The organism is Symbiopectobacterium sp. RP, assembly GCF_050472005.1.
In the GTDB taxonomy this organism is placed as follows: domain Bacteria; phylum Pseudomonadota; class Gammaproteobacteria; order Enterobacterales; family Enterobacteriaceae; genus Symbiopectobacterium.
Genome location: NZ_JBGOGS010000001.1, coordinates 1392206 through 1411955 on the forward strand (window position 1 = coordinate 1392206; position 19750 = coordinate 1411955).

Below are 19750 nucleotides of genomic sequence, written 5' to 3' on the forward strand. Positions count from 1 at the left end.
CTAGCCGTTTATCCGGCACTAACGTAAAAAAATAAAAACTTGTGCTTTTAAACGGCTTTGTTGAATAAATAGAACTTTTGGGTAATCATCGGAGCAGATCAACACAGTTGTTTCAAAATCAGCTCTCCATGGCAAAACAAAATTTTAAAATCACCAACTGGCCCTCTTATAACAAGGCCCTCAAGCAGCGCGGTTCTCTAACCGTATGGCTAGATGAATCAGCCATTGCTGCATGGACGGAAAAAAACACTACTGAACGGCGTGGACGACCGCTCCACTACTCAGATATGACCATCACCACAGTCCTGATGATGAAACGCGTGTTTGGCCTTTCATTGAGGGCTTTACAGGGCTTTGGTGACTCGATTTTTAAACTGATTAAATTGTCGCTCCATTGTCCAGACTATTCGCTGCTCAGCAAGCGAGCAAAGACAGTGAACATCAGCATAAAAACGCCAACCCGTGGTGAAATCTCACATCTGGTCATTGATGGAACCGGCCTGAAGGTCTTTGGCGAAGGCGAATGGAAAGTCCGGCAGCATGGTGCCGACAGACGCAGGGTATGGCGTAAGCTGCACCTGGCAGTAGACAGTGTGACGCATGAGATTATCTGTGCGGATTTGTCGCTCAGTGGTACAGCTGATGCCCAAGCTCTACCGGCGCTGATAAACCAGACCCACCGGAAAATCAGAGAGGCATCGGCTGACGGCGCTTACGATACAGTTTACTGCTATGATGCTCTGCTTATGATGCTCTGCTGAGGAAGAAAATAAGGCCGCTTATCCCGCCACGAAGGCATAGGTATCTACACATCTTTTGCAATATCTGCTATTACGTTGCTGCACGATCTCAACTTATCCATCGGCGGGATTGATGCCCGCCTTAACCGGCGTTATCAGCGTCTGGTTAATCAACACATGACTCCCCCAGCACCATTGGCGTTAGCCGTTAAAGACCTTGCCTGCGCGCAGAAAACAACATTCGCCACTACTCAGGCCGTTTGGCGTTTTTTTAATAATGAACGTATTAGCTTCAGTCAGTTCAATGAACCGATTATTTCGCTGGCTCTCTTGCAGGTTGCACTTAGCCCGCATCCATACGCTCTCGTCATTCACGACTGGTCTCATTTACAGTTTCGTACCCACAATGGGAAAGAAGAACGTTTGAAAATGACGCATGGTGGCGACGTCGGTTATGAACTACAAACCAGCCTACTGCTTGATGCTGCAAATGGTTTATAGCCAAGCGACTTAATTTTGATTACACCATATTGGACTGAGAACAAAATCTCTGTATCGCAACCACTCTCTCTTTTTTTGCTTGTGCCCATTTATGCTCAATGGGGTTAAGATCTGGCGAATATGTAGGCAAATACTCCACCATATGCCCTGCATCGATGATGACTTGTTGAATATTATGTTTTTTGTGAAAAGTTGCATTGTCCATCACGATTACACTGTTTTTAGGGAGTACTGGGATAAGGACTTGTGTGACCCAGGAATAGAAAACATCGCTGTTAATATTGATATCAAATAATCCGATAGCAAACAGCATTGTGCCTAATAAAGCGCCGATAACATTTGTTCTTCCCTTGGCTCCCCCGTTCTTCAGGCCAAAACACCGTTGACCTTTTGGGGAATAGCCGTGAGTCCGTGGGGTATCGTGTGGAAAACCACTTTCATCAATAAAAACAATAGGTTTGCTTTCTTTTTCATACTGTTGTTTTTTTGTTGAAATGCTTGTCGGGCACTTTCGTCGGCTTTCGGATGACGTAGCGTTTTTTTATAGGCCAATCCCAGCTTTTTAAGAGCTTGCCAAATGGCCTTCTGACAAACGCCAAAACGCTCTGCACGTTCTTTTTGGTAAGCATCTGGATATGGTTCAACATCTTTTATCAACTCGGATTTATCGCTCTTTCGCTGACGCGTGGTCGATGCTTTTGACGCTATTTGATTAATCCAACGCAATACAGAGGCAGGGCCAATCCGAAATTGCTTCGCTGTTTCTCGGATACTCAACCCTTCTTCTTCCCGTGTAGATATCACTTTACCTCTAAAATCAATTGAATAGCTCATTTAAATAATGTAATCAAAATTAAGTTGTTTAGCTATATGACATTATCGCGTTTTCTTCCCGGAAAAAAACGGTGCCCAATCGCGGAAAACATGGCCCCGGAGACCACCACAAACGCACCGATATAACCAACCAGATTTAACGCCGGTGTGGCAAAATAGAGCGGCCACAGGATTGCCAGCAGGTCAGAGAACAACAGCGTGAACAGCGGCGTCAATGTAATAATAGCACTCACCTGGGCCGCCTGCCAGCGAGCCATCGCCTCAGCCAATGCACCATAGCCAACCAGTGTATTCAAACCGCAAAAAAGCAGACAAATCAGCTGCCAGCGGGTCAGTTGAAAGAGGGTCTCAGGGTGCGCCCACGGCGTAATACACAATACGCACAGAACATACAGCAGCAGTAAAATCTGTTGTGAGGACAAGCGGCGCAGCAATACTTTTTGTGCCACGCCGTAACTCACCCACACCATAGCGGCACCCATTCCCAACAACACGCCAAGGGTATAATCCGTCAGTCGGGTAAAAATTTCGATCAGACTGGCGTTGAAAAACAGCAACATACCGTACAGCAACATGATGGCACCGATAATCTGCGTGCCACGCATTTTCTCTTTCAGAATAAGCACGCTGGCGAACATCATTCCCACCGGGGAAAGTTGTCCAATTACTTGCGATGTGGTCGGGCTTAAAAACTTGAGTGAGGAGCTGAACAGCACAAAGTTACCCAGCAACCCGCCAGTGGCAATCAACAGCAACACCCACCAACGCCGATGGCGAAAAAGACGCAACGGCGGTAGCCGACCACGAGAGAAAAGAATGATCCCAAGCCCGATCGAGGCCATAAAAAACCGATACCACACCACGGTATAGGGTTCCATGACAACAAGCACCTGCTTCATGGCAATGGGTAGTGCACCCCAGCATACTGCCGTCGTCAAGGCTAGGCTCAGCCCAATGCCAGCCTGCTGTTTCGTCTGCATGGTTCTCTCAGTTTATTGCGGGTGATGAAGGGATATGGAAATGTATAAAGCCCCGCAACGAATTGCGGGGCTTTATATCTGTCAGACCTGACGCGAAAAGTTACTCAGCAACGATGCTGATGTATTTACGGTTTTTCGGGCCTTTAACTTCAAACTGAACTTTACCGTCAGCCAAAGCAAACAGAGTGTGGTCTTTACCGCAACCTACGTTGGTGCCAGCGTGGAATTTAGTACCACGTTGACGAACGATGATGTTGCCAGCCAGAACACTTTCACCGCTGAAATGTTTTACGCCTAGGCGTTGTGCGTTGGAATCGCGGCCGTTACGAGTCGAGCCGCCAGCTTTTTTGTGTGCCATTTAATCCGCTCTCCTAAGTCTTAAGCGCTGATGCCAGTAATTTTCACGTCAGTGAACCACTGACGGTGGCCCGCTTGCTTACGGTAGTGTTTACGGCGACGGAATTTAACAATCGTTACTTTCTCACCGCGACCATGGGCAACAACTTCTGCCTTGATCTTGCCACCATCGACGAAAGGAACGCCGATTTTGATTTCTTCACCATCTGCAACCATCAGAACCTGGTCAAATTCAACAACTTCACCAGTTGCGATGTCCAGCTTTTCCAAGCGAACGGTTTGACCTTCGCTTACTCGGTGTTGTTTGCCACCACTTTGGAAAACTGCGTACATATAAAACTCCGCTTTCCGCGTACTCATATTGATTATTCGAGCACGCTATAAATATTCACAATAGGGCGCGAATTCTATGCAAAAAACCTACCGATGACAAGTGCAGATTCGAGAGAATTGAAGAAAAAGAGTACAGGTTCTACACGACCATTTATCTGTGCCATTTTTCAAGTACAATCAGTCCACAATAACCATTGAAGCCGGTATAGAACCGACCCTAACCACGGCGTACAGAAAAAGCACTGGCACAGATATGAATCTAGAACAGATCACAGCATTAGCTGCCCATGATATGAACGACGTCAATGGCGTTATTCTGGCACAACTCAATTCAGATGTTGTCCTTATCAACCAGATTGGCAATTACATTATCGGTGGTGGCGGGAAGCGTATTCGTCCCATGATAGCCGTGTTGGCCGCCCGTGCGCTGGCGTATGAAGGTGATAAACATGTGACAGTCGCCGCATTGATTGAGTTTATCCACACTGCCACGCTGCTGCATGATGATGTGGTGGATGAATCTGATATGCGTCGTGGCAAGGAAACGGCCAATGCCGCCTTCGGCAATGCTGCCAGTGTACTGGTTGGGGATTTCATCTATACACGCGCGTTCCAGATGATGACCAGCCTAGGCTCGCTGCGCGTGCTGGCGCTGATGTCTGAGGCGGTCAACGTCATCGCTGAAGGTGAAGTGCTGCAGCTGATGAACTGTAAGGATCCGGATATCACCGAAGAGAGTTACATGCGCGTCATCTACAGTAAGACAGCGCGCCTTTTCGAAGCCGCAGCGCAAGCATCTGGGATTCTGGCGGGTGCCACCGATGAGCAGGAAAAAGCGTTGCAGGAATACGGGCGTTATCTCGGCACGGCATTCCAACTGATTGACGATCTGCTGGATTACAGCGCCGACGGAAAAACCTTAGGTAAAAATACCGGTGACGATCTGAACGAAGGCAAACCCACGCTGCCGCTGTTACACGCTATGCGTAACGGCAATAGCGAGCAATGTGCGGTGATCCGCAAGGCAATCGAAGAGGGCAATGGTCGCCATCTTCTGGAACCGGTGCTTGCTGCCATGCAACAGTGCGGCTCGCTGGAATACACCCGACAGCGTGCAGAGCAAGAGGCGGATAAAGCGATTGCCTCGCTTCAAGTGCTGCCGCCGAGCGCCTTCCGTGAGGCACTGGAAGGCTTGGCGCATATTGCCGTTCAACGCGATTATTAATACGTCCGTGCGCTATGTTGTCGATGCGTTGGGATCGCTTGCGATCTCGAGGCGTGACAACATGGCAATCGCGCCTTCGCGCAGCACAAAATCGATCAACGCTTCCTGCTCGTTGATCGAGAGTTTTTCAAATATCTGAATCCAGGAAGCCAACAGCGGTTTGGCAAGTGTCGTATAAGCTGGCGGTGACATTTCCTCCATTTCACGAATCTGGAGCCGTTTGCGCACCTCCTGCGGTAAACTCTCTCGCGCATATTCAACGGCCCGCCCTTGCACCCCTTTTCGTTTACGTTTTTCCCAGCCCTCTTCTCTGGCGCGTTTGTTAAGGCCCTGTCTCGATTTTGGCAAACCTGCTATACCCAGTAGCTCCTGGGGCGTCAACCATGCTTTTTCCATTCGCAACATCCTCCATAAACGGCATTAACGCACGCCAAGGTGACGGGCGATGATCCACACCGTTGCCTTGGTTTCCAATAATAAAAAAAACAACAATAAATTTCCTAATAACGCATAACCGTTACCGATTAAATTAGCGATTAGGTGTTATATATTGGACTAAAACGCGCGCTGACGTTGAAACGGGAACTGAACAAAGAGGGGAAAAAAGTGACAGGCAAGCGGGGCGTACACCCTCCGCAAAAACAGGGCATCAGTATAGATTCAGGTAGCAGAGGGGTCATCAGGCATTGCGTCATCTGACGATGAAATCCGCAACTGAGACAACACAGAGGCCATACCGTAACGCAAGATATGCGCGACCAGCGCCTCTCTTTCTTGCTCAGAGCACTGTTGATATAGCCAACAGACTTAAAAATGATTACAGCCAATGCCCTGATATGTGGCAAAAAAATACAGCTAATTGTTATCAAAATAATGTCGCTTGGCTATATCACTTTACGTCTAAAATCAATTGAATAGCTCATTTAAACAATGTGATCAAAATTAAGTCGTTTAGCTATAAATCACGCCATGGTGCGCCTGAACACAGTATCCAGAACATGCCGTTGAAGATTTTTCGATGTTCTGCCCACGGCCTGCCGGCCCGCGGAGATGTCAAAACGGTTGGCAACAAGGGCTCAATGATTGCCCATGCTTCATCAGAAAGATCGTAGCGAGCCATAATCAAAAGTGTCGTAGAAACAGATGGATACTATAGCTCAAGCAATTAAGGGACACAGCCTAAATTTCGCTACTGATGCGTATGATGCGCCCGGCTCGATTCCACTTTTTATTCAAGCTTCATTGATATGTTGCAGGGTAAAATAATTATGTCATTATTGATGCGCTATGTTATTACCACTACCTCGGTAAAGTGTGTCGGCTTTGTGTGTTTTTAATATTTGGCATCTTATGATTATCCAGCATTGAAGGTTTTATAAAATTTCAATAGTGAAACAAATTTCATTTTCTTAACGCCGTCGCTGGTTATATTTTTTAACCGATAAGATACCGTTGTTGTCGGGAACCAAACGTTTTCTTTGTTGATAGGGTTTACCATTGATTGGTATCCTAACTATCGTTTTTGGCTATCGTGTTAAGGATAATGATAAATGAACATTCGGGATCTAGAGTATCTGGTGGCGTTAGCTGAACACCGTCATTTCCGGCGTGCAGCGGACTCCTGTCATGTCAGCCAACCGACACTCAGCGGTCAAATTCGTAAACTGGAAGATGAACTTGGCGTGATGTTATTGGAGCGCACCAGCAGAAAAGTGTTGTTTACTCAGGCTGGCTTGCTACTAGTCGAACAGGCAAGGACCGTGCTGCGCGAAGTCAAAGTGCTTAAAGAGATGGCGAGCCAACAGGGAGAGACCATGTCTGGTCCACTGCATATTGGGCTTATCCCCACCGTTGGGCCTTACCTGTTGCCGCATATCATTCCCATGCTGCATCGCACGTTTCCTAAGCTGGAAATGTACCTGCATGAAGAGCAGACGCATCAACTACTGGCACATCTGGATAGCGGCAAGCTGGACTGCGCCATTCTCGCGATGGTCAAGGAATTGGAAGCATTTATCGAAGTACCACTGTTTGACGAACCGATGAAACTGGCAATTTATCAGGATCATCCGTGGGCAAACCGTGAGCGTGTTGCTATGTCCGATCTGGCAGGTGAAAAACTGCTGATGCTGGAATATGGGCACTGCCTGCGCGATCAGGCATTGGGGTTCTGCTTCCAGGCAGGGGCAGATGAAGATATGCATTTTCGCGCCACCAGCCTAGAAACGTTGCGCAACATGGTTGCCGCAGGCAGTGGGATCACCTTGCTGCCTTCACTGGCGGTGCCTCATGAGCGCCAGCGTGATGGTGTCTGTTATTTACCGTGCTACAAGCCGGAGCCGAAGCGAACTGTCGCGCTGGTGTACCGCCCAGGATCGCCACTGCGCGGTCGCTATGAACAGCTGGCGGACGCGGTGCGGGAACATATGCAGCACATTTGGACAGTGCATTAAAACAGGCGGTTTAACCCATTAAGTGCCGCCACTCGGTAAGCTTCGGCCATCGTTGGGTAATTAAAGGTTGTATTAACGAAATATTCGATAGTATTCCCTTCGCCTTTTTGCTCCATGATGGCCTGGCCGATGTGAATAATCTCCGCTGCACGCTCGCCAAAACAGTGAATACCAAGGATTTGCCTGGTTTCTCGGTGAAAAAGTATCTTCAGGCTTCCCACGTTCATGCCAACGATTTGCGCCCGCGCCAGATGTTTGAACTGCGCGCGCCCAACCTCATAGGGCACTTTCATCGCCGTAAGCTCCTGCTCGGTTTTCCCTACGGAACTGATTTCCGGAATGGTGTAGATCCCCGTTGGGATATCCTCGATCAGGCGTGCACTGGCATCGCCTTTGACGATGGCCTGCACCGCCAATCGTCCTTGGTCGTAGGCCGCTGAAGCCAGGCTGGGATAGCCGATGACATCGCCCACCGCATAGATGTGTGCCAGCGCGGTTTGGTACATGCTGTTGACTTTCAACTGGCCGCGCCCGTCGGGCACCAAACCGATTTTTTCCAGCCCTAACGTCTCCGTGTTGCCGGTGCGCCCATTGGCGTACAGCAAGCGGTCGGCTTTCATCTTTTTACCGGATTTAAGGTGAACAATGACGCCGTCAGCGGTGCCTTCGATCGATTCGAACTCTTCGTTATGGCGAATGACAACGCCATTGTTCCAAAAATGGTAGGACAGGGCGTCAGACATTTCCTGATCGAGAAACGCCAACAGACGATCGCGGGTGTTGATCAGATCCACTTTTACGCTCAGGCCACGAAAGATTGAGGCATATTCACAGCCAATCACGCCTGCGCCATAAATAATCACGTGCTGGGGCTCTTGATCCAGTTCCAGAATAGAATCGCTGTCGTAAATACGGGGATGTGCAAAGTCTACGTTTGCCGGATGGTAGGGGCGTGATCCTGTGGCAATGATAATGTGAGCGGCCGTAAGCGTATCTTGCATATTATCGGGATACTGCACGGCAACCGTGTGCTCATCGATGAAATGCGCTTCACCTGAAAATATTTCGCAATGGTTACGTTCGTAAAAACCCTGACGCATACGGGTTTGCTGGCCGATGACGCTGTCTGCGTGACGTAGGATATCGGAGAACGAGGAGCGAATAGGGCGTGCATTATCGCTGTACAGCGGGTTCTGGTTAAATTCGATGATGCGGCTGACGGCATGGCGCAACGCTTTGGAGGGGATGGTTCCCCAGTGTGTGCACCCACCGCCGACGTTGTTATAGCGCTCGATGACGGCCACTCTGGCACCTTGCTTTACCAGCCCCATCGCCGCGCCTTCGCCGCCTGGGCCGGAACCAATAATGATGGCATCATAATCAAACGGTTGCTGAGTTTGTGCTTGTTGTGTCATGGTAGGGTAATCCTGTTTTTATACAAGCCGATAACGCTATTGTAACACTGCCGCGTGCATAACCCAATTTATCCCTGCTGCTGGTATGACAATACTCTGTCTCATTTTCAATATGGCAAACTTTGTCTCAGTATGTCGCAAGTAAAGTTTGCTATAGTGCTTTCTTGGAGAGGAAAGCGGATGGTGTCAGCTGAATATGGGCGTCGGAACACAAAATATGGGTGTCAGAGCACAACAAAAAGAACGCACTCGCCGTTCCTTAATCGAAGCTGCTTTCAGTCAACTCAGTGCCGAACGGAGTTTCGCCAGCCTGAGCTTGCGTGAAGTCGCGCGTGAGGCGGGCATCGCTCCCACCTCTTTTTATCGCCACTTCCGCGATGTCGATGAATTGGGTTTGACGATGGTCGATGAAAGCGGCCTGATGTTGCGTCAGCTGATGCGACAGGCACGCCAGCGCATTGCCAAAAGCGGCAGCGTTATCCGCACATCGGTCGCCACCTTTATGGAGTTCATTGGCAACAACCCCAATGCGTTCCGTCTGTTGTTGCGTGAACGTTCGGGCACCTCCGCCGCGTTTCGTGCTGCTGTAGCCCGTGAAATCCAGCATTTTATTGCGGAACTGGCGGACTATCTTGAAGTGGAAAATCATATCCCGCGTGAATTTGCGGAGGCCCAGTCTGAAGCCATGGTCACGATAGTGTTTAGCGCTGGCGCAGAGGCGTTGGACGTTGGACTTGAGCAGCGGCGGCAATTGGAAGAACGCTTGGTGCTGCAATTACGCCTGATTGCCAAAGGGGCTTACTACTGGTACAGAAAGGAACACGAGAAGGAAGTGAATACGTCTGACGTGTAGCAGCGAACCTGAGGTGATGTTTCCCCTCTGTTAAGGTGTATTAGTCGCGACTAGATCTGACACTGGACCTTGAAAGGTTGAGAGTTACCAGTTTTGATATGGGTGTCTAATCCTTAAACAAAACGCGAGGTAACTCTCATGCTTCATACTAACAATCCCATTATCAAACACAAAGCCGGCCTGCTCAATCTCGCCGAAGAACTCGGTAACGTATCAAAAGCCTGCAAGAGCATGGGCGTGTCACGCTATACATTTTACCGTTATCAGGAACTGGCTGCTGAAGGCGGCATTGATGCGCTGGTTAACCAGAACCGCCGGGTTCCGAACCTGAAGAACCGCGCCGACGAAGCCACTGAACGCGCGGTTGTTGATTATGCTATTGAGTTCCCGCCCCATGGGCCATAGGTATCTACACATCATAAAGGGTTAAAAACCACCATAGCGAAGTGGGCAAGTTCTTCCGGGGTATAGTCTGCTAATAACGTCAAGGTATTTAGCAGGATGGATAGTCCGGCAAGCAGCGCTGGGGCGCTTTCTTTACGCCCTCGTTTTTGTTGTCGTCCGGATAATCGGCAAATTAACTGATGGGCTGCCGCATTGTCGTCTCCTTCAGCGCGTTGCAGCCGCCATACCAGCACACATGCCATGCTAGCGTAGCAGGGCACCAGCACTGCGCTGAAGCCATTTTTCTACATCATGACCGGCACCTTTCAGCAGCTTAAAAAAGGATTCAATACCCCAGCGCCAGTAATACCAGCGAGCGACTTCCTCGCTGGTGATCTCGTTGCTAACGTTTGTGAGCAGCGTCCAGCGTCCGATAAATTTACCGTGAGTATCGGTAAGGCGAACCACAACTATAGCCAACCGACTTAAAAATGATTACAGCCAATGCCCTGATATGTAGCAAAAAAATACAGCTAATTGTTATCAAAATAATGTCGCTTGGCTATAATCTGAGTGTCAGAGCTACGCCTGGCTGAACTTTCACTCGCCGTCCGGTGTTCTTGTCTTTCCGCTTCGGTTTTGCTGTTCGCGTTATGATCACGGATGTTTCCCCGATCTCCATATTGGCTTTTTTCCCTTTCCAGCCAACCTGTCCGTTTGCGATAAATGGCAGATCGTCTGCAATTTCACCAATTTTACGGGTGTCACCGCCCCACTCGGCCCGATGCCCTTCCTTTCCCCGGATAAGCCAACATATTCCCTGGGAGCTTAATGTGCGCATATGCCCGATAGAGTCACCTTCACGGTCAATGAGATGAACTAACTTCTTCCCGGTATCAAGAGACTCAACGCGGGCGATATCAGCCGTCAAAGCATCCATATGAGTCAGACTCTCAGACAAGCCCTCGGTTAGCGTTGAACGACAACCCGCCCTATCGGTTAGAGTTTGAGACAGGGGCGCTATTGGTAAACCATTTGCAGCATCAACCAGTAGGCGGGTTTGTAGTTCATAACCGACGTCGCCACCATGCGTCATTTTCAAACGTTCTTCTTTCCCATTGTGGGTACGAAACTGTAAATGAGACCAGTCGTGAACGACGAGAGCGTATGGATGCGGGCTAAGTGCAACCTGCCGGAGAGCCAGCGAAATAATCGGTTCATTGAGCCGAGTGAAGCTAATACGTTCATTATTAAAAAAACGCCAAACGGCCTGAGTAGTGGCGAATGTTGTTTTCTGCGCGCAGGCAAGGTCTTTAACGGCTGACGCCAATGGTGCTGGGGGAGTCATGTGTTGCTTAACCAGACGCTGATAACGCCGGTTAAGGCGGGCATCAATCCCGCCGATGGATAAGTTGAGATCATGCAGCAACGTAATAGCAGATATTGCAAAAGATGTGTAGATACCTATGCCCATGGGCAGCACCGGACCAGTAATGAGCTGCGTAAAAAAAGCGTGTTTATCTCCGGCAGCGGCGTGCGCTCCATCTGGCAACGACACGACCTGGAGAACTTCCGTAAGCGCCTGAAGGCGCTTGAGGAAAAGGTCGCCAGAGAAGGCATTCTCCTTACCGACTCTCAAATCGCAGCCCTTGAGAAGAAGGCGCACAATGATGAGGCCTGCGGTGAAATCGAGACGGCACATCCCGGGTATCTGGGCTCGCAGGACACCTAACAACGGGCTTTGTCACCAGTCTGAGAAGGCGGTCACGCCTTCTTCTCTTCTAACAGCACGCCGCATTCCATATGGTGGGTGTAGGGAAACTGATCGAACAGTGCCAGACGCGTGATACGGTGCGTCGTCGTGAGTTGGGTCAGGTTGTTGCACAGGGTTTCCGGGTTGCAGGAGATGTAGAGGATATGCGAGTAACCCTGCACCATGGACAGCGTTTGGTCGTCTAGGCCGCTACGTGGCGGATCGACAAAAATGGTGTCGCACTGATAGTCGGACAAATCGATACCCTGCAAACGGGTAAATTCACGCTTACCCTGTAGTGCTTGGGTAAATTCTTCCACTGCCATGCGGATAATCTGCACGTTATCAATCTGGTTCGCGGCAATGTTGAATTGTGCTGCGGCGACGGACGGTTTGGCGATTTCGGTGGCTAATACACGATTGAAATTACGTGCCAATAGCAATGAGAAGTTACCGTTACCGCAATAAAGTTCGAGCAGATCGCCGGTTGAACCCGCCGTAGCCTTCAGCGCCCACTCCAGCATTTGGATATTGATGGCGGCATTGGGCTGGGTGAAGCTGTTTTCCACCTGGCGGTAGATCATCTCACACCCGGCGACGGGCAGGTGTTCATCGACATAATCTCTGTCGAGACAGATTTTGGTTTTTGTAGCCCGACCAATCAGTTGCAGAGCGAATCCTTGAGCGCGCAGTGCATCACGCAGCGCGCGTGCCTGCTGTTGCCACGTGTCATCTAACGCCTTGTGGTAGATAAACGTCACCAGCACTTCACCGCTCATCGTCGACAGATAATCAATCTGAAACAGCTTGCGGCGCAGTATCACATCGTTACGTAGTGCATCGATCAGAATGGGCATGAGTCGATTAATCAACTCACTGGCCGCAGGGAATTGATCGACTCTGATCCGCTGTTTGGTCTGCTGATCGAACATGATGTGGTAGAGATCGTCCCCTTCGTGCCACATGCGAAATTCGGCCCGCATACGGTAATGACTCACTGGAGAACGAAACACCTCTGGTTCAGGTGCAGCAAAGGGCACCATCATCTGCTGTAGACGTTCCGTCTTTTCCGCAAGCAGGTCGTCATACTGTTCGATGGGCAGGCTCTCTGGCGTCATGGTGTTCTCGGCTTAAAAACGGTGAAAAGAAGTTTACTGGCCGGGATTGTAGGGCATCTCGAAGGGATGTCCAGCGTTGTTGCTGCGATAGTAATTTCACATCGTGGAAGTCTAGATATCCGTAAGCGGCCATCGTAGCATAGCGTGCCGGTATTGCACTGCGTGCTACGCAGTGTGAGTTATAGCCAAGCGACTTAATTTTGATTACACCATATTGACTGAGAACAAAATCTCTGTATCGCAACCACTCTCTCTTTTTTTGCTTGTGCCCATTTAGCTCAATTGGGTTAAGATCTGGCGAATATGTAGGCAAATACTCCAGCATATACCCTGCATCGATGATGACTTATTGAATATTATGTTTTTTGTGAAAAGTTGCATTGTCCATCACGATTACACTGTTTTTAGGGAGTACTGGGAGAAGGACTTGTGTGACCCAGGAATAGAAAACATCGCTGTTAATATTGATATCAAATAATCCGATAGCAAACAGCGTTGTGCCTAATAAAGCGCCGATAACATTTGTTCTTCCCTTGGCTCCCCCGTTCTTCAGCCCAAAACACCGTTGACCTTTTGGGGAATAGCCGTGAGCCCGTGGGGTATCGTGTGGAAAACCACTTTCATCAATAAAAACAATAGGCTTACCTTCTTTTTCATACTGTTGTTTTTTTTGTTGAAATGCTTGCCGGGCGCTTTCGTCGGCTTTCGGATGACATAGAGTTTTTTTTATAGGTCAATCCCAGCTTTTTAAGAGCTTGCCAAATGGCCTTCTGACAAACGCCAAAACGCTCTGCACGTTCTTTTTGGTAAGCATCTGGATATGGTTCAACATCTTTTATCAACTCGGATTTATCGCTCTTTCGCTGACGCGTGGTCGATGCTTTTGACGCTATTTGATTAATCCAACGCGATACAGAGGCAGGGCCAATCCGAAATTGCTTCGCTGTTTCTCGGATACTCAACCCTTCTTCTTCCCGTGTAGATATCACTTTACGTCTAAAATCAATTGAATAGCTCATTTAAATAATGTAATCAAAATTAAGTCGTTTAGCTATATCGCGCATTTCGCCAAAATGACACCCCCAGCCAACACCCAGAACGATGACAAGCGTGACGCTTACGCTCCGTTTACCGTGCCCTCATAGGTATCGCTTGGAATTACAAGCCAGCGCACAAAATTGTCGATATTTTGTTCTTTACATAAAACAAGCCGGCAGTATGATCGTGTCGCTGATTCAGGAGAAAGTACCATGCTAGATTCATTTATTTCTGCGGTGACACACGGCGCTGAGCTTGGCGTAGCGGCGGGTCACTCTCCGCAAACCGCCATTGCTGCGATTCTGTGCGCTGCATTGATCAATTTCTTTATTTAGGCCTGACCGACATGCCATCGGGCTGATGTCCTATATCACAATAACATCCCCCATCATCTCGATGATGACGTTGTTTAACTATAAAACGTTTTAACCAGAAAACGCCCCGCTAACCTCGGGGCGTTTTTTTGCTTTTCCTTGACTCAATGTGCCCCACCGGGGCGTGGTGCTGGATAATCTTTATCCAGTTGAATCAGTTGCGCGTAGTCACTGTTCCACAACTGGGCGTACAACGCATCAATACGCGCAGCCATCGCCGGGCTTTGCATCACAATCTCCAGATTGCGCGAGTTATAGCCAACCGATTTAAAAATGATTACAGCCAATGCCCTGATATGTGGCAAAAAAATACAGCTAATTGTTATCAAAATAATGTCGCTTGGCTATACCTGAACGTTACGGCCCATGGAAAACTGTTTATAACCGTTTCAATATAGCTAAACGACTTAATTTTGATCACATTATTTAAATGAGCTATTCAATTGATTTTAGACGTAAAGTGATATCTACACGGGAAGAAGAAGGGTTGAGTATCCGAGAAACAGCGAAGCAATTTCGGATTGGCCCTGCCTCTGTATCGCGTTGGATTAATCAAATAGCGTCAAAAGCATCGACCACGCGGCAGCGAAAGAGCGATAAATCCGAGTTGATAAAAGATGTTGAACCATATCCAGATGCTTACCAAAAAGAACGTGCAGAGCGTTTTGGCGTTTGTCAGAAGGCCATTTGGCAAGCTCTTAAAAAGCTGGGATTGACCTATAAAAAAAACTCTATGTCATCCGAAAGCCGACGAAAGCGCCCGGCAAGCATTTCAACAAAAAAAACAACAGTATGAAAAAGAAGGTAAGCCTATTGTTTTTATTGATGAAAGTGGTTTTCCACACGATACCCCACGGACTCACGGCTATTCCCCAAAAGGTCAACGGTGTTTTGGGCTGAAGAACGGGGGAGCCAAGGGAAGAACAAATGTTATAGCTAAAAGACTTAATTTTGATTACACCATATGGACTGAGAACAAAATCTCTGTATCGCAACCACTCTCTCTTTTTTTGCTTTTTGCGGCTTTGTTGAATAAACATATTTTATGCTGCACCCCCGGTGAAACGACAGATCCTCGAAACGCAAAATCATGCAGTTAGGCCTCATAAGAAAACTGTAAACCTGAGGTGACAAGCATTTTCTACCAAAACTGGCTGGAAAAACAGCATGACTCACTATTATTCAACAAAGCCCATTTTTAGATAAAAACTGATTGGTTTTCATTAAATTAGCGCAAAAACCCTCTGCGTCTGATAACCCCATCCCACTATCGGTGCCAAGGTAAATCAGCGATTAAATCATTACTTTATTAATACTTCGTTCAATTGCTGATTTAGACGTCAATCCGTTTATGATATTATCATAAGCATCATCCCTCAAGGATTTCCCTTCATTTTTCAATTGCTTAATAAAATAATGGTTATGATGCTGCGTGTAAATGGCTTTCGCTTTTTCATCATGTTGAATGATTTCTTGTAAATCATTCCAATTAAATAATTTATCAGAAATACCATCTTGATGTTGTAGTGCTTCTTTGATTTCTTTTCTCTCACTTGTTAATTTCAAAAAATCGCGCACGCTAGATTCTAATATTCTTTCTTTCGTCTTGATTGATAAAGAAATATTATATTTTTCTTTCATATATTCTAATCTGGATAATAAACTATAACGCCCTTGTTGTTTGTCTAATTTACTCTCCAAACAACCGACGTTATATTCACCATCATCAAGCATCCTCTTTATTATTTTTAGATCATCTGATAATAACGAGGTGTGTTGTCGAATAAAATACTTACCTGGTTGTTTGATAAAACTTTTCTGGCTCCTTATTATTCTATCAAGTAATTTACCCACTGTAGCGTCTACTTGTTGATGCAATTCTGCCACCGTTAGTTGAATATTATTCTTATTGGCTTTATTGATCGTTTTTTGAATCAATGAGAGTAATTTTACTTCTGCTACAATCTTTTGCTGCTCTAGCATTGCATTCGTTGCAGCGTTAACAACAGTGTTAAGAGTATCAATCGTTGTTATAGGTGATTGCGTTATTTGATTTGTGCCAATAGAGGTTGTGGTTTGATATTTCGCCAAGTTCTCAAAATTTAATCTTTTATCCGATACGCTTTGAGCATCTTTAGTACCTAAATATTTTCCTTCTTGCACCCTAGTTCTTGTTCGAATATAAGAGCCATAAATAGTAGCTGGCGCGCCAACTAAAGCAGGAACAAAACCTACCGCGCTGCCAACACCAGTGAGTGCACTTAACGAACTTAATGCCATCGCAGCCTGGCCAACAGCAGTGACAGTACCATACTCTATTCTTTGCTTATAGTTATAATGTATTTTACGGTCAGCTATTTCTTTTAATTGTGCAATATTTTCTTTAATAATATCTGGTTGGTGGTCCTTTTCTAATAAAGAACGATTCTCTTGCAGTAGCTTATCACGCTGATATCCAGAAATGGTTTGCGAAATCCCATATCCAGTCATCATGATTTGTGCTGGCAAAAGTAGAATATTACTGAGCATTCCGGCTAAATCACTCACTGCTTCAGCGCCGCTGATCCCTTGAGACATCACGAGATCTGCTACTGATTTTGCAGACAACCCAACCATTCCACCTGTCATTAAACTCATTGCCGTAGCTTGTAATGGTGAAAAATTGCGGTCAATTTTCACCACCGGAACGTCTTGTTTTATTCGTTGATATTCTGTAGCCGCATAAAGTGTCTTTGCAGTAGAATTATTCTGTTCATGCAACAATTTCCAGGTTGTACACAGTTGTTGGAAATTTTCAATATTTTCCTTTTCATTTCCACCTTGTAACCAATTAATCCAAACATCAAAAAATGGTTCAACGCTCTCGTCAATCAGCGTCTTATTGGCAGCGTCTTTAGCAAAGTTTTGTTGTAATATACCTAAAACCTCTTGTTTTTTTTCCTTAATATCCCTCATGAATTTAGGGTAAATCACCTTATAACTTTCAACTGATTCATCAAAAGCACCTTTTGCACCCACCCCCACCAAAGGAATAGCTGGTAGTAAAATACTTAACGATAATAATGACTGATGAAATTGTGGTAAAACCTGACCTGTCGCTCCGGTAAACTCATCAATGCCATCAATAGAACGCAAATAATTATATGCCGATATTACTATTTTATTACAAAAGTTTTTTACTTCACTCAATATATTTTTTTGTTTATCTAAATCACATGGGCGCACAAGAAAAGAGGGTATCGAGTCATTAGTTATAATCTGATTAGAATTACTAATGTTACTTACTCTGGAAGCAAAGTGGGATTGATTTATATCTTTTTTACATTCTGATTTTTTTTCCAAAAAATTATCAGGGTGAATAGAATTAGAGAAAGAGTCGATAGAAAGCATAGAATGTCCTTTATATTGTTTAAAACGATATTGATAATTAATCTCACTTATAGTATCAGAATTTTAGTCTTGGTGGTAGATTTTTTATTGGTAGTTTTGGCTTTATCACATTCATCTGCTGAATATTATCGCCGTAAAGGGCTCTATCCTGAAAAAATTCAGCAACGAAAGGACGAGTTTATACACCCCAGCCAATGTGAAAACTGATCACAGAAAAACAAATAAAAACAATTAACTATATAAGTTATAGATAAACGACTTAATTTTGATTACATTATTTAAATGAGCTATTCAATTGATTTTAGACGTAAAGTGATATCTACACAGGAAGAAGAAGGGTTGAATATCCGAGAAACAGCGAAGCAATTTCGGATTGACCCTGCCTCTGTATCGCGTTGGATTAATCAAATAGCGTCAAAAGCATCGACCACACGTCAGCGAAAGATCGATAAATCCGAGTTGATAAAAGATGTTGAACCATATCCAGATGCTTACCAAAAAGAACGTGCAGAGCGTTTTGGTGTTTGTCAGAAGGCCATTTGGCAAGCTCTTAAAAAGCTGGGATTGACCTATGCTTTGTTGAATAAATAGAACTTTTGGGTAATCATCGGAGCAGATCAACACAGTTGTTTCAAAATCAGGTCTCCATGGCAAAACAAAATTTTAAAATCACCAACTGGCCCTCTTATAACAAGGCCCTCAAGCAGCGCGCTTCTCTAACCGTATGGCTAGATGAATCAGCCATTGCTGCATGGATGGAAAAAAACACTACTGAACGGCGTGGACGACCGCTCCACTACTCAGATATGGCCATCACCACAGTCCTGATGATGAAACGCGTGTTTGGCCTTTCATTGAGGGCTTTACAGGGCTTTGGTGACTCGATTTTTAAACTGATTAAATTGTCGCTCCATTGTCCAGACTATTCGCTGCTCAGCAAGCGAGCAAAGACAGTGAACATCAGCATAAAAACGCCAACCCGTGGTGAAATCTCACATCTGGTCATTGATGGAACCGGCCTGAAGGTCTTTGGCGAAGGCGAATGGAAAGTCCGGCAGCATGGTGCCGACAGACGCAGGGTATGGCGTAAGCTGCACCTGGCAGTAGACAGTGTGACGCATGAGATTATCTGTGCGGATTTGTCGCTCAGTGGTACGACTGATGCCCAAGCTCTACCGGCGCTGATAAACCAGACCCACCGGAAAATCAGAGAGGCATCGGCTGACGGCGCTTACGATACAGTTTACTGCTATGATGCTCTGCTGAGGAAGAAAATAAGGCCGCTTATCCCGCCACGAAGGGGGGCGCAATATTGGCAAGATCGCTACCACGAGCGTAACCACGCTGTTGCAAATCAGCGCATTAGCGGTAGTAACGCTATCTGGAAAAAGAAAGTGGGCTATCACCGGCGCTCAGTGGCTGAAACGGCCATGTTCCGGTTCAAAAGGCTTCTGGGTGGTCATCTAAGTCTGAGAGACTACGATGGTCAGGTGGGTGAAGCCATGGCCATGGTCAAAGCGCTTAACCTGATCACGCTATTAGGAATGCCGAACAGTATTCGCATCACGTAACAATCGACCCGTATGGGGCGCAGTCGTTACAAGTTCTGATTTATTCAACAAAGCCGCTGTCATATAGCAAAGCGACATTATTTTGATAACAATTAGCTGTATTTTTTGCCACATATCAGGGCATTGGCTGTAATCATTTTTAAGTCGGTTGGCTATAGAGTGATGCCACATGCGGGTTATTGCGATCTACGGCCAGCAAATATTGGGTCAGATCGTTAGTGCCTACTGAGACAAAATCGATACGAGAGGCTAGGTGCGGCAGCAAAAACAGCATAGACCGGACTTCGATCATCACGCCGATGCGCGGTTCCGGCAAGGCATGCCCAACCAGTTCCCGTACCTCAGCGGCAGCCTGCGCGATATAGTCAAGCGACATTATTTTGATAACAATTAGCTGTATTTTTTCCACATATCAGGGCATTGGATGTAAT

25 protein-coding genes and 7 pseudogenes are annotated in these 19750 nt (G+C 46.6%); 12 read left to right on the top strand and 20 right to left on the bottom strand.

Translation table 11 applies throughout. The features are described 5' to 3' along the window. Positions 1-128: 128 nt before the first annotated feature. Together ACD630_RS09260 and ACD630_RS09265 are read left to right on the top strand one after the other, a co-directional pair. Positions 129-793: pseudogene (locus ACD630_RS09260) on the top strand (IS5 family transposase); the annotation flags it as partial. Positions 794-836: 43 nt separating this feature from the next. Further along, positions 837-1241: a hypothetical protein gene (locus ACD630_RS09265; protein WP_430358876.1), complete on the top strand. Its 405-nt coding sequence runs from the start codon at positions 837-839 to the stop codon at positions 1239-1241. Here the strand turns inward: ACD630_RS09265 and ACD630_RS09270 are convergent. From ACD630_RS09270 to rplU, 6 genes and pseudogenes are all read right to left on the bottom strand, one after another. Beyond that, positions 1193-1330 carry a hypothetical protein gene (locus ACD630_RS09270; RefSeq protein WP_430358877.1) on the bottom strand — a complete coding sequence of 46 codons (138 nt, stop codon included), beginning with the start codon at positions 1328-1330 and terminating at the stop codon, positions 1193-1195. The two genes, ACD630_RS09265 and ACD630_RS09270, sit on opposite strands and share 49 nt — an antisense overlap. A gap of 38 nt (positions 1331-1368) precedes the next feature. Continuing rightward, a pseudogene (locus ACD630_RS09275) lies at positions 1369-1695 on the bottom strand (transposase); the annotation flags it as partial. Beyond that, the gene (locus ACD630_RS09280) at positions 1608-2075 is read right to left on the bottom strand and encodes an IS630 transposase-related protein (RefSeq protein WP_430358878.1); all 468 of its coding nucleotides are present in this window, start codon (positions 2073-2075) and stop codon (positions 1608-1610) included. The pseudogene ACD630_RS09275 and the gene ACD630_RS09280, both read right to left, overlap by 88 nt. Positions 2076-2107: 32 nt before the next feature. Beyond that, complete coding sequence (locus ACD630_RS09285) at positions 2108-3055, bottom strand: DMT family transporter (RefSeq protein WP_430358879.1); 948 nt, start codon at positions 3053-3055, stop codon at positions 2108-2110. Between the two features lie 100 nt (positions 3056-3155). Then, entirely contained in the window at positions 3156-3413 is a 258-nt protein-coding gene (gene rpmA, locus ACD630_RS09290) for a 50S ribosomal protein L27 (RefSeq protein WP_430358880.1), read from the bottom strand. A gap of 20 nt (positions 3414-3433) precedes the next feature. Continuing rightward, positions 3434-3745 carry a 50S ribosomal protein L21 gene (gene rplU / locus ACD630_RS09295; RefSeq protein ID WP_222159511.1) on the bottom strand — a complete coding sequence of 104 codons (312 nt, stop codon included), beginning with the start codon at positions 3743-3745 and terminating at the stop codon, positions 3434-3436. 253 nt (positions 3746-3998) lie between these two features. Between rplU and ispB the strand changes: the two genes are divergently transcribed. Continuing rightward, positions 3999-4970, top strand: coding sequence for an octaprenyl diphosphate synthase (gene ispB / locus ACD630_RS09300; protein ID WP_430358881.1), 972 nt, complete (start codon positions 3999-4001; stop codon positions 4968-4970). Positions 4971-4982: 12 nt separating this feature from the next. On the opposite strand, the gene ACD630_RS09305 is transcribed toward ispB, so the two are convergent. Beyond that, entirely contained in the window at positions 4983-5366 is a 384-nt protein-coding gene (locus tag ACD630_RS09305) for a DNA-binding protein (protein WP_430358882.1), read from the bottom strand. A 562-nt stretch (positions 5367-5928) separates the two neighbouring features. Beyond that, a pseudogene (locus tag ACD630_RS09310) lies at positions 5929-6090 on the bottom strand (transposase); the annotation flags it as partial. A gap of 430 nt (positions 6091-6520) precedes the next feature. On the opposite strand from ACD630_RS09310, the gene oxyR reads away from it, so the two are divergent. Then, the gene (oxyR, locus tag ACD630_RS09315) at positions 6521-7423 is read left to right on the top strand and encodes a DNA-binding transcriptional regulator OxyR (RefSeq protein ID WP_430358883.1); all 903 of its coding nucleotides are present in this window, start codon (positions 6521-6523) and stop codon (positions 7421-7423) included. Here oxyR and sthA read toward each other — a convergent pair. After that, positions 7420-8838, bottom strand: a complete 1419-nt coding sequence (gene sthA / locus ACD630_RS09320; protein WP_430358884.1) for a Si-specific NAD(P)(+) transhydrogenase — start codon at positions 8836-8838, stop codon at positions 7420-7422. The genes oxyR and sthA overlap by 4 nt on opposite strands. Positions 8839-9055: 217 nt before the next feature. On the opposite strand from sthA, the gene fabR reads away from it, so the two are divergent. Together fabR and ACD630_RS09330 are read left to right on the top strand one after the other, a co-directional pair. Next, on the top strand, positions 9056-9691 hold the full coding sequence (fabR, locus tag ACD630_RS09325) for an HTH-type transcriptional repressor FabR (protein ID WP_196907442.1): 636 nt from the start codon (positions 9056-9058) through the stop codon (positions 9689-9691). 138 nt (positions 9692-9829) lie between these two features. Next, a pseudogene (locus ACD630_RS09330) lies at positions 9830-10090 on the top strand (helix-turn-helix domain-containing protein); the annotation flags it as partial. Between the two features lie 17 nt (positions 10091-10107). On the opposite strand, the gene ACD630_RS09335 reads toward ACD630_RS09330, so the two are convergent. The 3 genes from ACD630_RS09335 to ACD630_RS09345 form a co-directional block, all read right to left on the bottom strand. Beyond that, entirely contained in the window at positions 10108-10338 is a 231-nt protein-coding gene (locus tag ACD630_RS09335; protein WP_430358885.1) for a hypothetical protein, read from the bottom strand. A gap of 1 nt (position 10339) precedes the next feature. After that, the gene (locus tag ACD630_RS09340; protein WP_430358886.1) at positions 10340-10555 is read right to left on the bottom strand and encodes a hypothetical protein; all 216 of its coding nucleotides are present in this window, start codon (positions 10553-10555) and stop codon (positions 10340-10342) included. An 82-nt stretch (positions 10556-10637) separates the two neighbouring features. Next, a complete protein-coding gene (locus ACD630_RS09345; RefSeq protein WP_430358887.1) occupies positions 10638-11504 on the bottom strand; it encodes a hypothetical protein in 867 nt (288 codons plus the stop codon). A 39-nt stretch (positions 11505-11543) separates the two neighbouring features. Between ACD630_RS09345 and ACD630_RS09350 the strand changes: the two are divergent. After that, positions 11544-11804 (top strand): annotated as a pseudogene (locus ACD630_RS09350) (IS481 family transposase); the annotation flags it as partial. Positions 11805-11839: 35 nt separating this feature from the next. On the opposite strand, the gene trmA reads toward ACD630_RS09350, so the two are convergent. The 4 genes from trmA to ACD630_RS09370 are packed head-to-tail and all read right to left on the bottom strand — an operon-like array spanning position 11840 to position 13965. Next, positions 11840-12946 carry a tRNA (uridine(54)-C5)-methyltransferase TrmA gene (gene trmA / locus ACD630_RS09355; RefSeq protein WP_430358888.1) on the bottom strand — a complete coding sequence of 369 codons (1107 nt, stop codon included), beginning with the start codon at positions 12944-12946 and terminating at the stop codon, positions 11840-11842. Beyond that, positions 12912-13271, bottom strand: a complete 360-nt coding sequence (locus tag ACD630_RS09360; RefSeq protein WP_430358889.1) for a hypothetical protein — start codon at positions 13269-13271, stop codon at positions 12912-12914. The genes trmA and ACD630_RS09360 overlap by 35 nt, the downstream gene beginning before the upstream one ends. Positions 13272-13292: 21 nt before the next feature. Then, the gene (locus ACD630_RS09365) at positions 13293-13676 is read right to left on the bottom strand and encodes a transposase (protein WP_430359966.1); all 384 of its coding nucleotides are present in this window, start codon (positions 13674-13676) and stop codon (positions 13293-13295) included. Then, entirely contained in the window at positions 13600-13965 is a 366-nt protein-coding gene (locus ACD630_RS09370; protein ID WP_430358890.1) for an IS630 transposase-related protein, read from the bottom strand. Before ACD630_RS09370 ends, ACD630_RS09365 begins: the two co-directional genes overlap by 77 nt. A gap of 231 nt (positions 13966-14196) precedes the next feature. Between ACD630_RS09370 and ACD630_RS09375 the strand changes: the two genes are divergently transcribed. Beyond that, positions 14197-14319 (top strand): YshB family small membrane protein, encoded by a 123-nt coding sequence (locus ACD630_RS09375; RefSeq protein ID WP_430358891.1) that lies wholly within the window; start codon positions 14197-14199, stop codon positions 14317-14319. A 143-nt stretch (positions 14320-14462) separates the two neighbouring features. On the opposite strand, the gene ACD630_RS09380 is transcribed toward ACD630_RS09375, so the two are convergent. Then, positions 14463-14687 (bottom strand): hypothetical protein, encoded by a 225-nt coding sequence (locus ACD630_RS09380; RefSeq protein WP_430358892.1) that lies wholly within the window; start codon positions 14685-14687, stop codon positions 14463-14465. 101 nt (positions 14688-14788) lie between these two features. Between ACD630_RS09380 and ACD630_RS09385 the strand changes: the two genes are divergently transcribed. Together ACD630_RS09385 and ACD630_RS09390 are read left to right on the top strand one after the other, a co-directional pair. Beyond that, on the top strand, positions 14789-15154 hold the full coding sequence (locus ACD630_RS09385) for an IS630 transposase-related protein (protein WP_430358890.1): 366 nt from the start codon (positions 14789-14791) through the stop codon (positions 15152-15154). A gap of 25 nt (positions 15155-15179) precedes the next feature. Beyond that, positions 15180-15236: pseudogene (locus ACD630_RS09390) on the top strand (hypothetical protein); the annotation flags it as partial. 415 nt (positions 15237-15651) lie between these two features. On the opposite strand, the gene ACD630_RS09395 reads toward ACD630_RS09390, so the two are convergent. Further along, a complete protein-coding gene (locus tag ACD630_RS09395) occupies positions 15652-17748 on the bottom strand; it encodes a hypothetical protein (RefSeq protein WP_430358893.1) in 2097 nt (698 codons plus the stop codon). 282 nt (positions 17749-18030) lie between these two features. Between ACD630_RS09395 and ACD630_RS09400 the strand changes: the two genes are divergently transcribed. Next, positions 18031-18339: an IS630 transposase-related protein gene (locus ACD630_RS09400; protein ID WP_430358894.1), complete on the top strand. Its 309-nt coding sequence runs from the start codon at positions 18031-18033 to the stop codon at positions 18337-18339. Positions 18340-18395: 56 nt separating this feature from the next. After that, complete coding sequence (locus ACD630_RS09405) at positions 18396-19319, top strand: IS5 family transposase (protein WP_430358895.1); 924 nt, start codon at positions 18396-18398, stop codon at positions 19317-19319. On the opposite strand, the gene ACD630_RS09410 is transcribed toward ACD630_RS09405, so the two are convergent. Both ACD630_RS09410 and ACD630_RS09415 read right to left on the bottom strand, forming a co-directional pair. Continuing rightward, positions 19287-19490 (bottom strand): hypothetical protein, encoded by a 204-nt coding sequence (locus ACD630_RS09410; RefSeq protein WP_430358896.1) that lies wholly within the window; start codon positions 19488-19490, stop codon positions 19287-19289. The genes ACD630_RS09405 and ACD630_RS09410 overlap by 33 nt on opposite strands. Continuing rightward, positions 19474-19680, bottom strand: a pseudogene (locus ACD630_RS09415) (putative PEP-binding protein); the annotation flags it as partial. The pseudogene ACD630_RS09415 and the gene ACD630_RS09410, both read right to left, overlap by 17 nt. Positions 19681-19750: the final 70 nt, after the last annotated feature.

Excerpts from the sequence above, each read along its gene's own strand:
- ACD630_RS09375 (WP_430358891.1), top strand. The coding sequence starts at position 14,197 with ATGCTAGATTCATTTATTTCTGCGGTGACACACGGCGCTGAGCTTGGC.
- trmA (WP_430358888.1), bottom strand. The coding sequence starts at position 12,946 with ATGACGCCAGAGAGCCTGCCCATCGAACAGTATGACGACCTGCTTGCG.
- oxyR (WP_430358883.1), top strand. The coding sequence starts at position 6,521 with ATGAACATTCGGGATCTAGAGTATCTGGTGGCGTTAGCTGAACACCGT.
- ACD630_RS09385 (WP_430358890.1), top strand. The coding sequence starts at position 14,789 with ATGAGCTATTCAATTGATTTTAGACGTAAAGTGATATCTACACGGGAA.
- ACD630_RS09335 (WP_430358885.1), bottom strand. The coding sequence starts at position 10,338 with ATGGCATGTGTGCTGGTATGGCGGCTGCAACGCGCTGAAGGAGACGAC.
- ACD630_RS09405 (WP_430358895.1), top strand. The coding sequence starts at position 18,396 with ATGGCAAAACAAAATTTTAAAATCACCAACTGGCCCTCTTATAACAAG.
- ispB (WP_430358881.1), top strand. The coding sequence starts at position 3,999 with ATGAATCTAGAACAGATCACAGCATTAGCTGCCCATGATATGAACGAC.
- ACD630_RS09370 (WP_430358890.1), bottom strand. The coding sequence starts at position 13,965 with ATGAGCTATTCAATTGATTTTAGACGTAAAGTGATATCTACACGGGAA.
- sthA (WP_430358884.1), bottom strand. The coding sequence starts at position 8,838 with ATGACACAACAAGCACAAACTCAGCAACCGTTTGATTATGATGCCATC.
- ACD630_RS09270 (WP_430358877.1), bottom strand. The coding sequence starts at position 1,330 with ATGGGCACAAGCAAAAAAAGAGAGAGTGGTTGCGATACAGAGATTTTG.
- ACD630_RS09395 (WP_430358893.1), bottom strand. The coding sequence starts at position 17,748 with ATGCTTTCTATCGACTCTTTCTCTAATTCTATTCACCCTGATAATTTT.
- ACD630_RS09285 (WP_430358879.1), bottom strand. The coding sequence starts at position 3,055 with ATGCAGACGAAACAGCAGGCTGGCATTGGGCTGAGCCTAGCCTTGACG.
- ACD630_RS09280 (WP_430358878.1), bottom strand. The coding sequence starts at position 2,075 with ATGAGCTATTCAATTGATTTTAGAGGTAAAGTGATATCTACACGGGAA.
- ACD630_RS09305 (WP_430358882.1), bottom strand. The coding sequence starts at position 5,366 with ATGGAAAAAGCATGGTTGACGCCCCAGGAGCTACTGGGTATAGCAGGT.
- ACD630_RS09410 (WP_430358896.1), bottom strand. The coding sequence starts at position 19,490 with ATGTGGCATCACTCTATAGCCAACCGACTTAAAAATGATTACAGCCAA.
- rpmA (WP_430358880.1), bottom strand. The coding sequence starts at position 3,413 with ATGGCACACAAAAAAGCTGGCGGCTCGACTCGTAACGGCCGCGATTCC.
- ACD630_RS09360 (WP_430358889.1), bottom strand. The coding sequence starts at position 13,271 with ATGCTGGAGTATTTGCCTACATATTCGCCAGATCTTAACCCAATTGAG.
- fabR (WP_196907442.1), top strand. The coding sequence starts at position 9,056 with ATGGGTGTCAGAGCACAACAAAAAGAACGCACTCGCCGTTCCTTAATC.
- rplU (WP_222159511.1), bottom strand. The coding sequence starts at position 3,745 with ATGTACGCAGTTTTCCAAAGTGGTGGCAAACAACACCGAGTAAGCGAA.
- ACD630_RS09400 (WP_430358894.1), top strand. The coding sequence starts at position 18,031 with ATGAGCTATTCAATTGATTTTAGACGTAAAGTGATATCTACACAGGAA.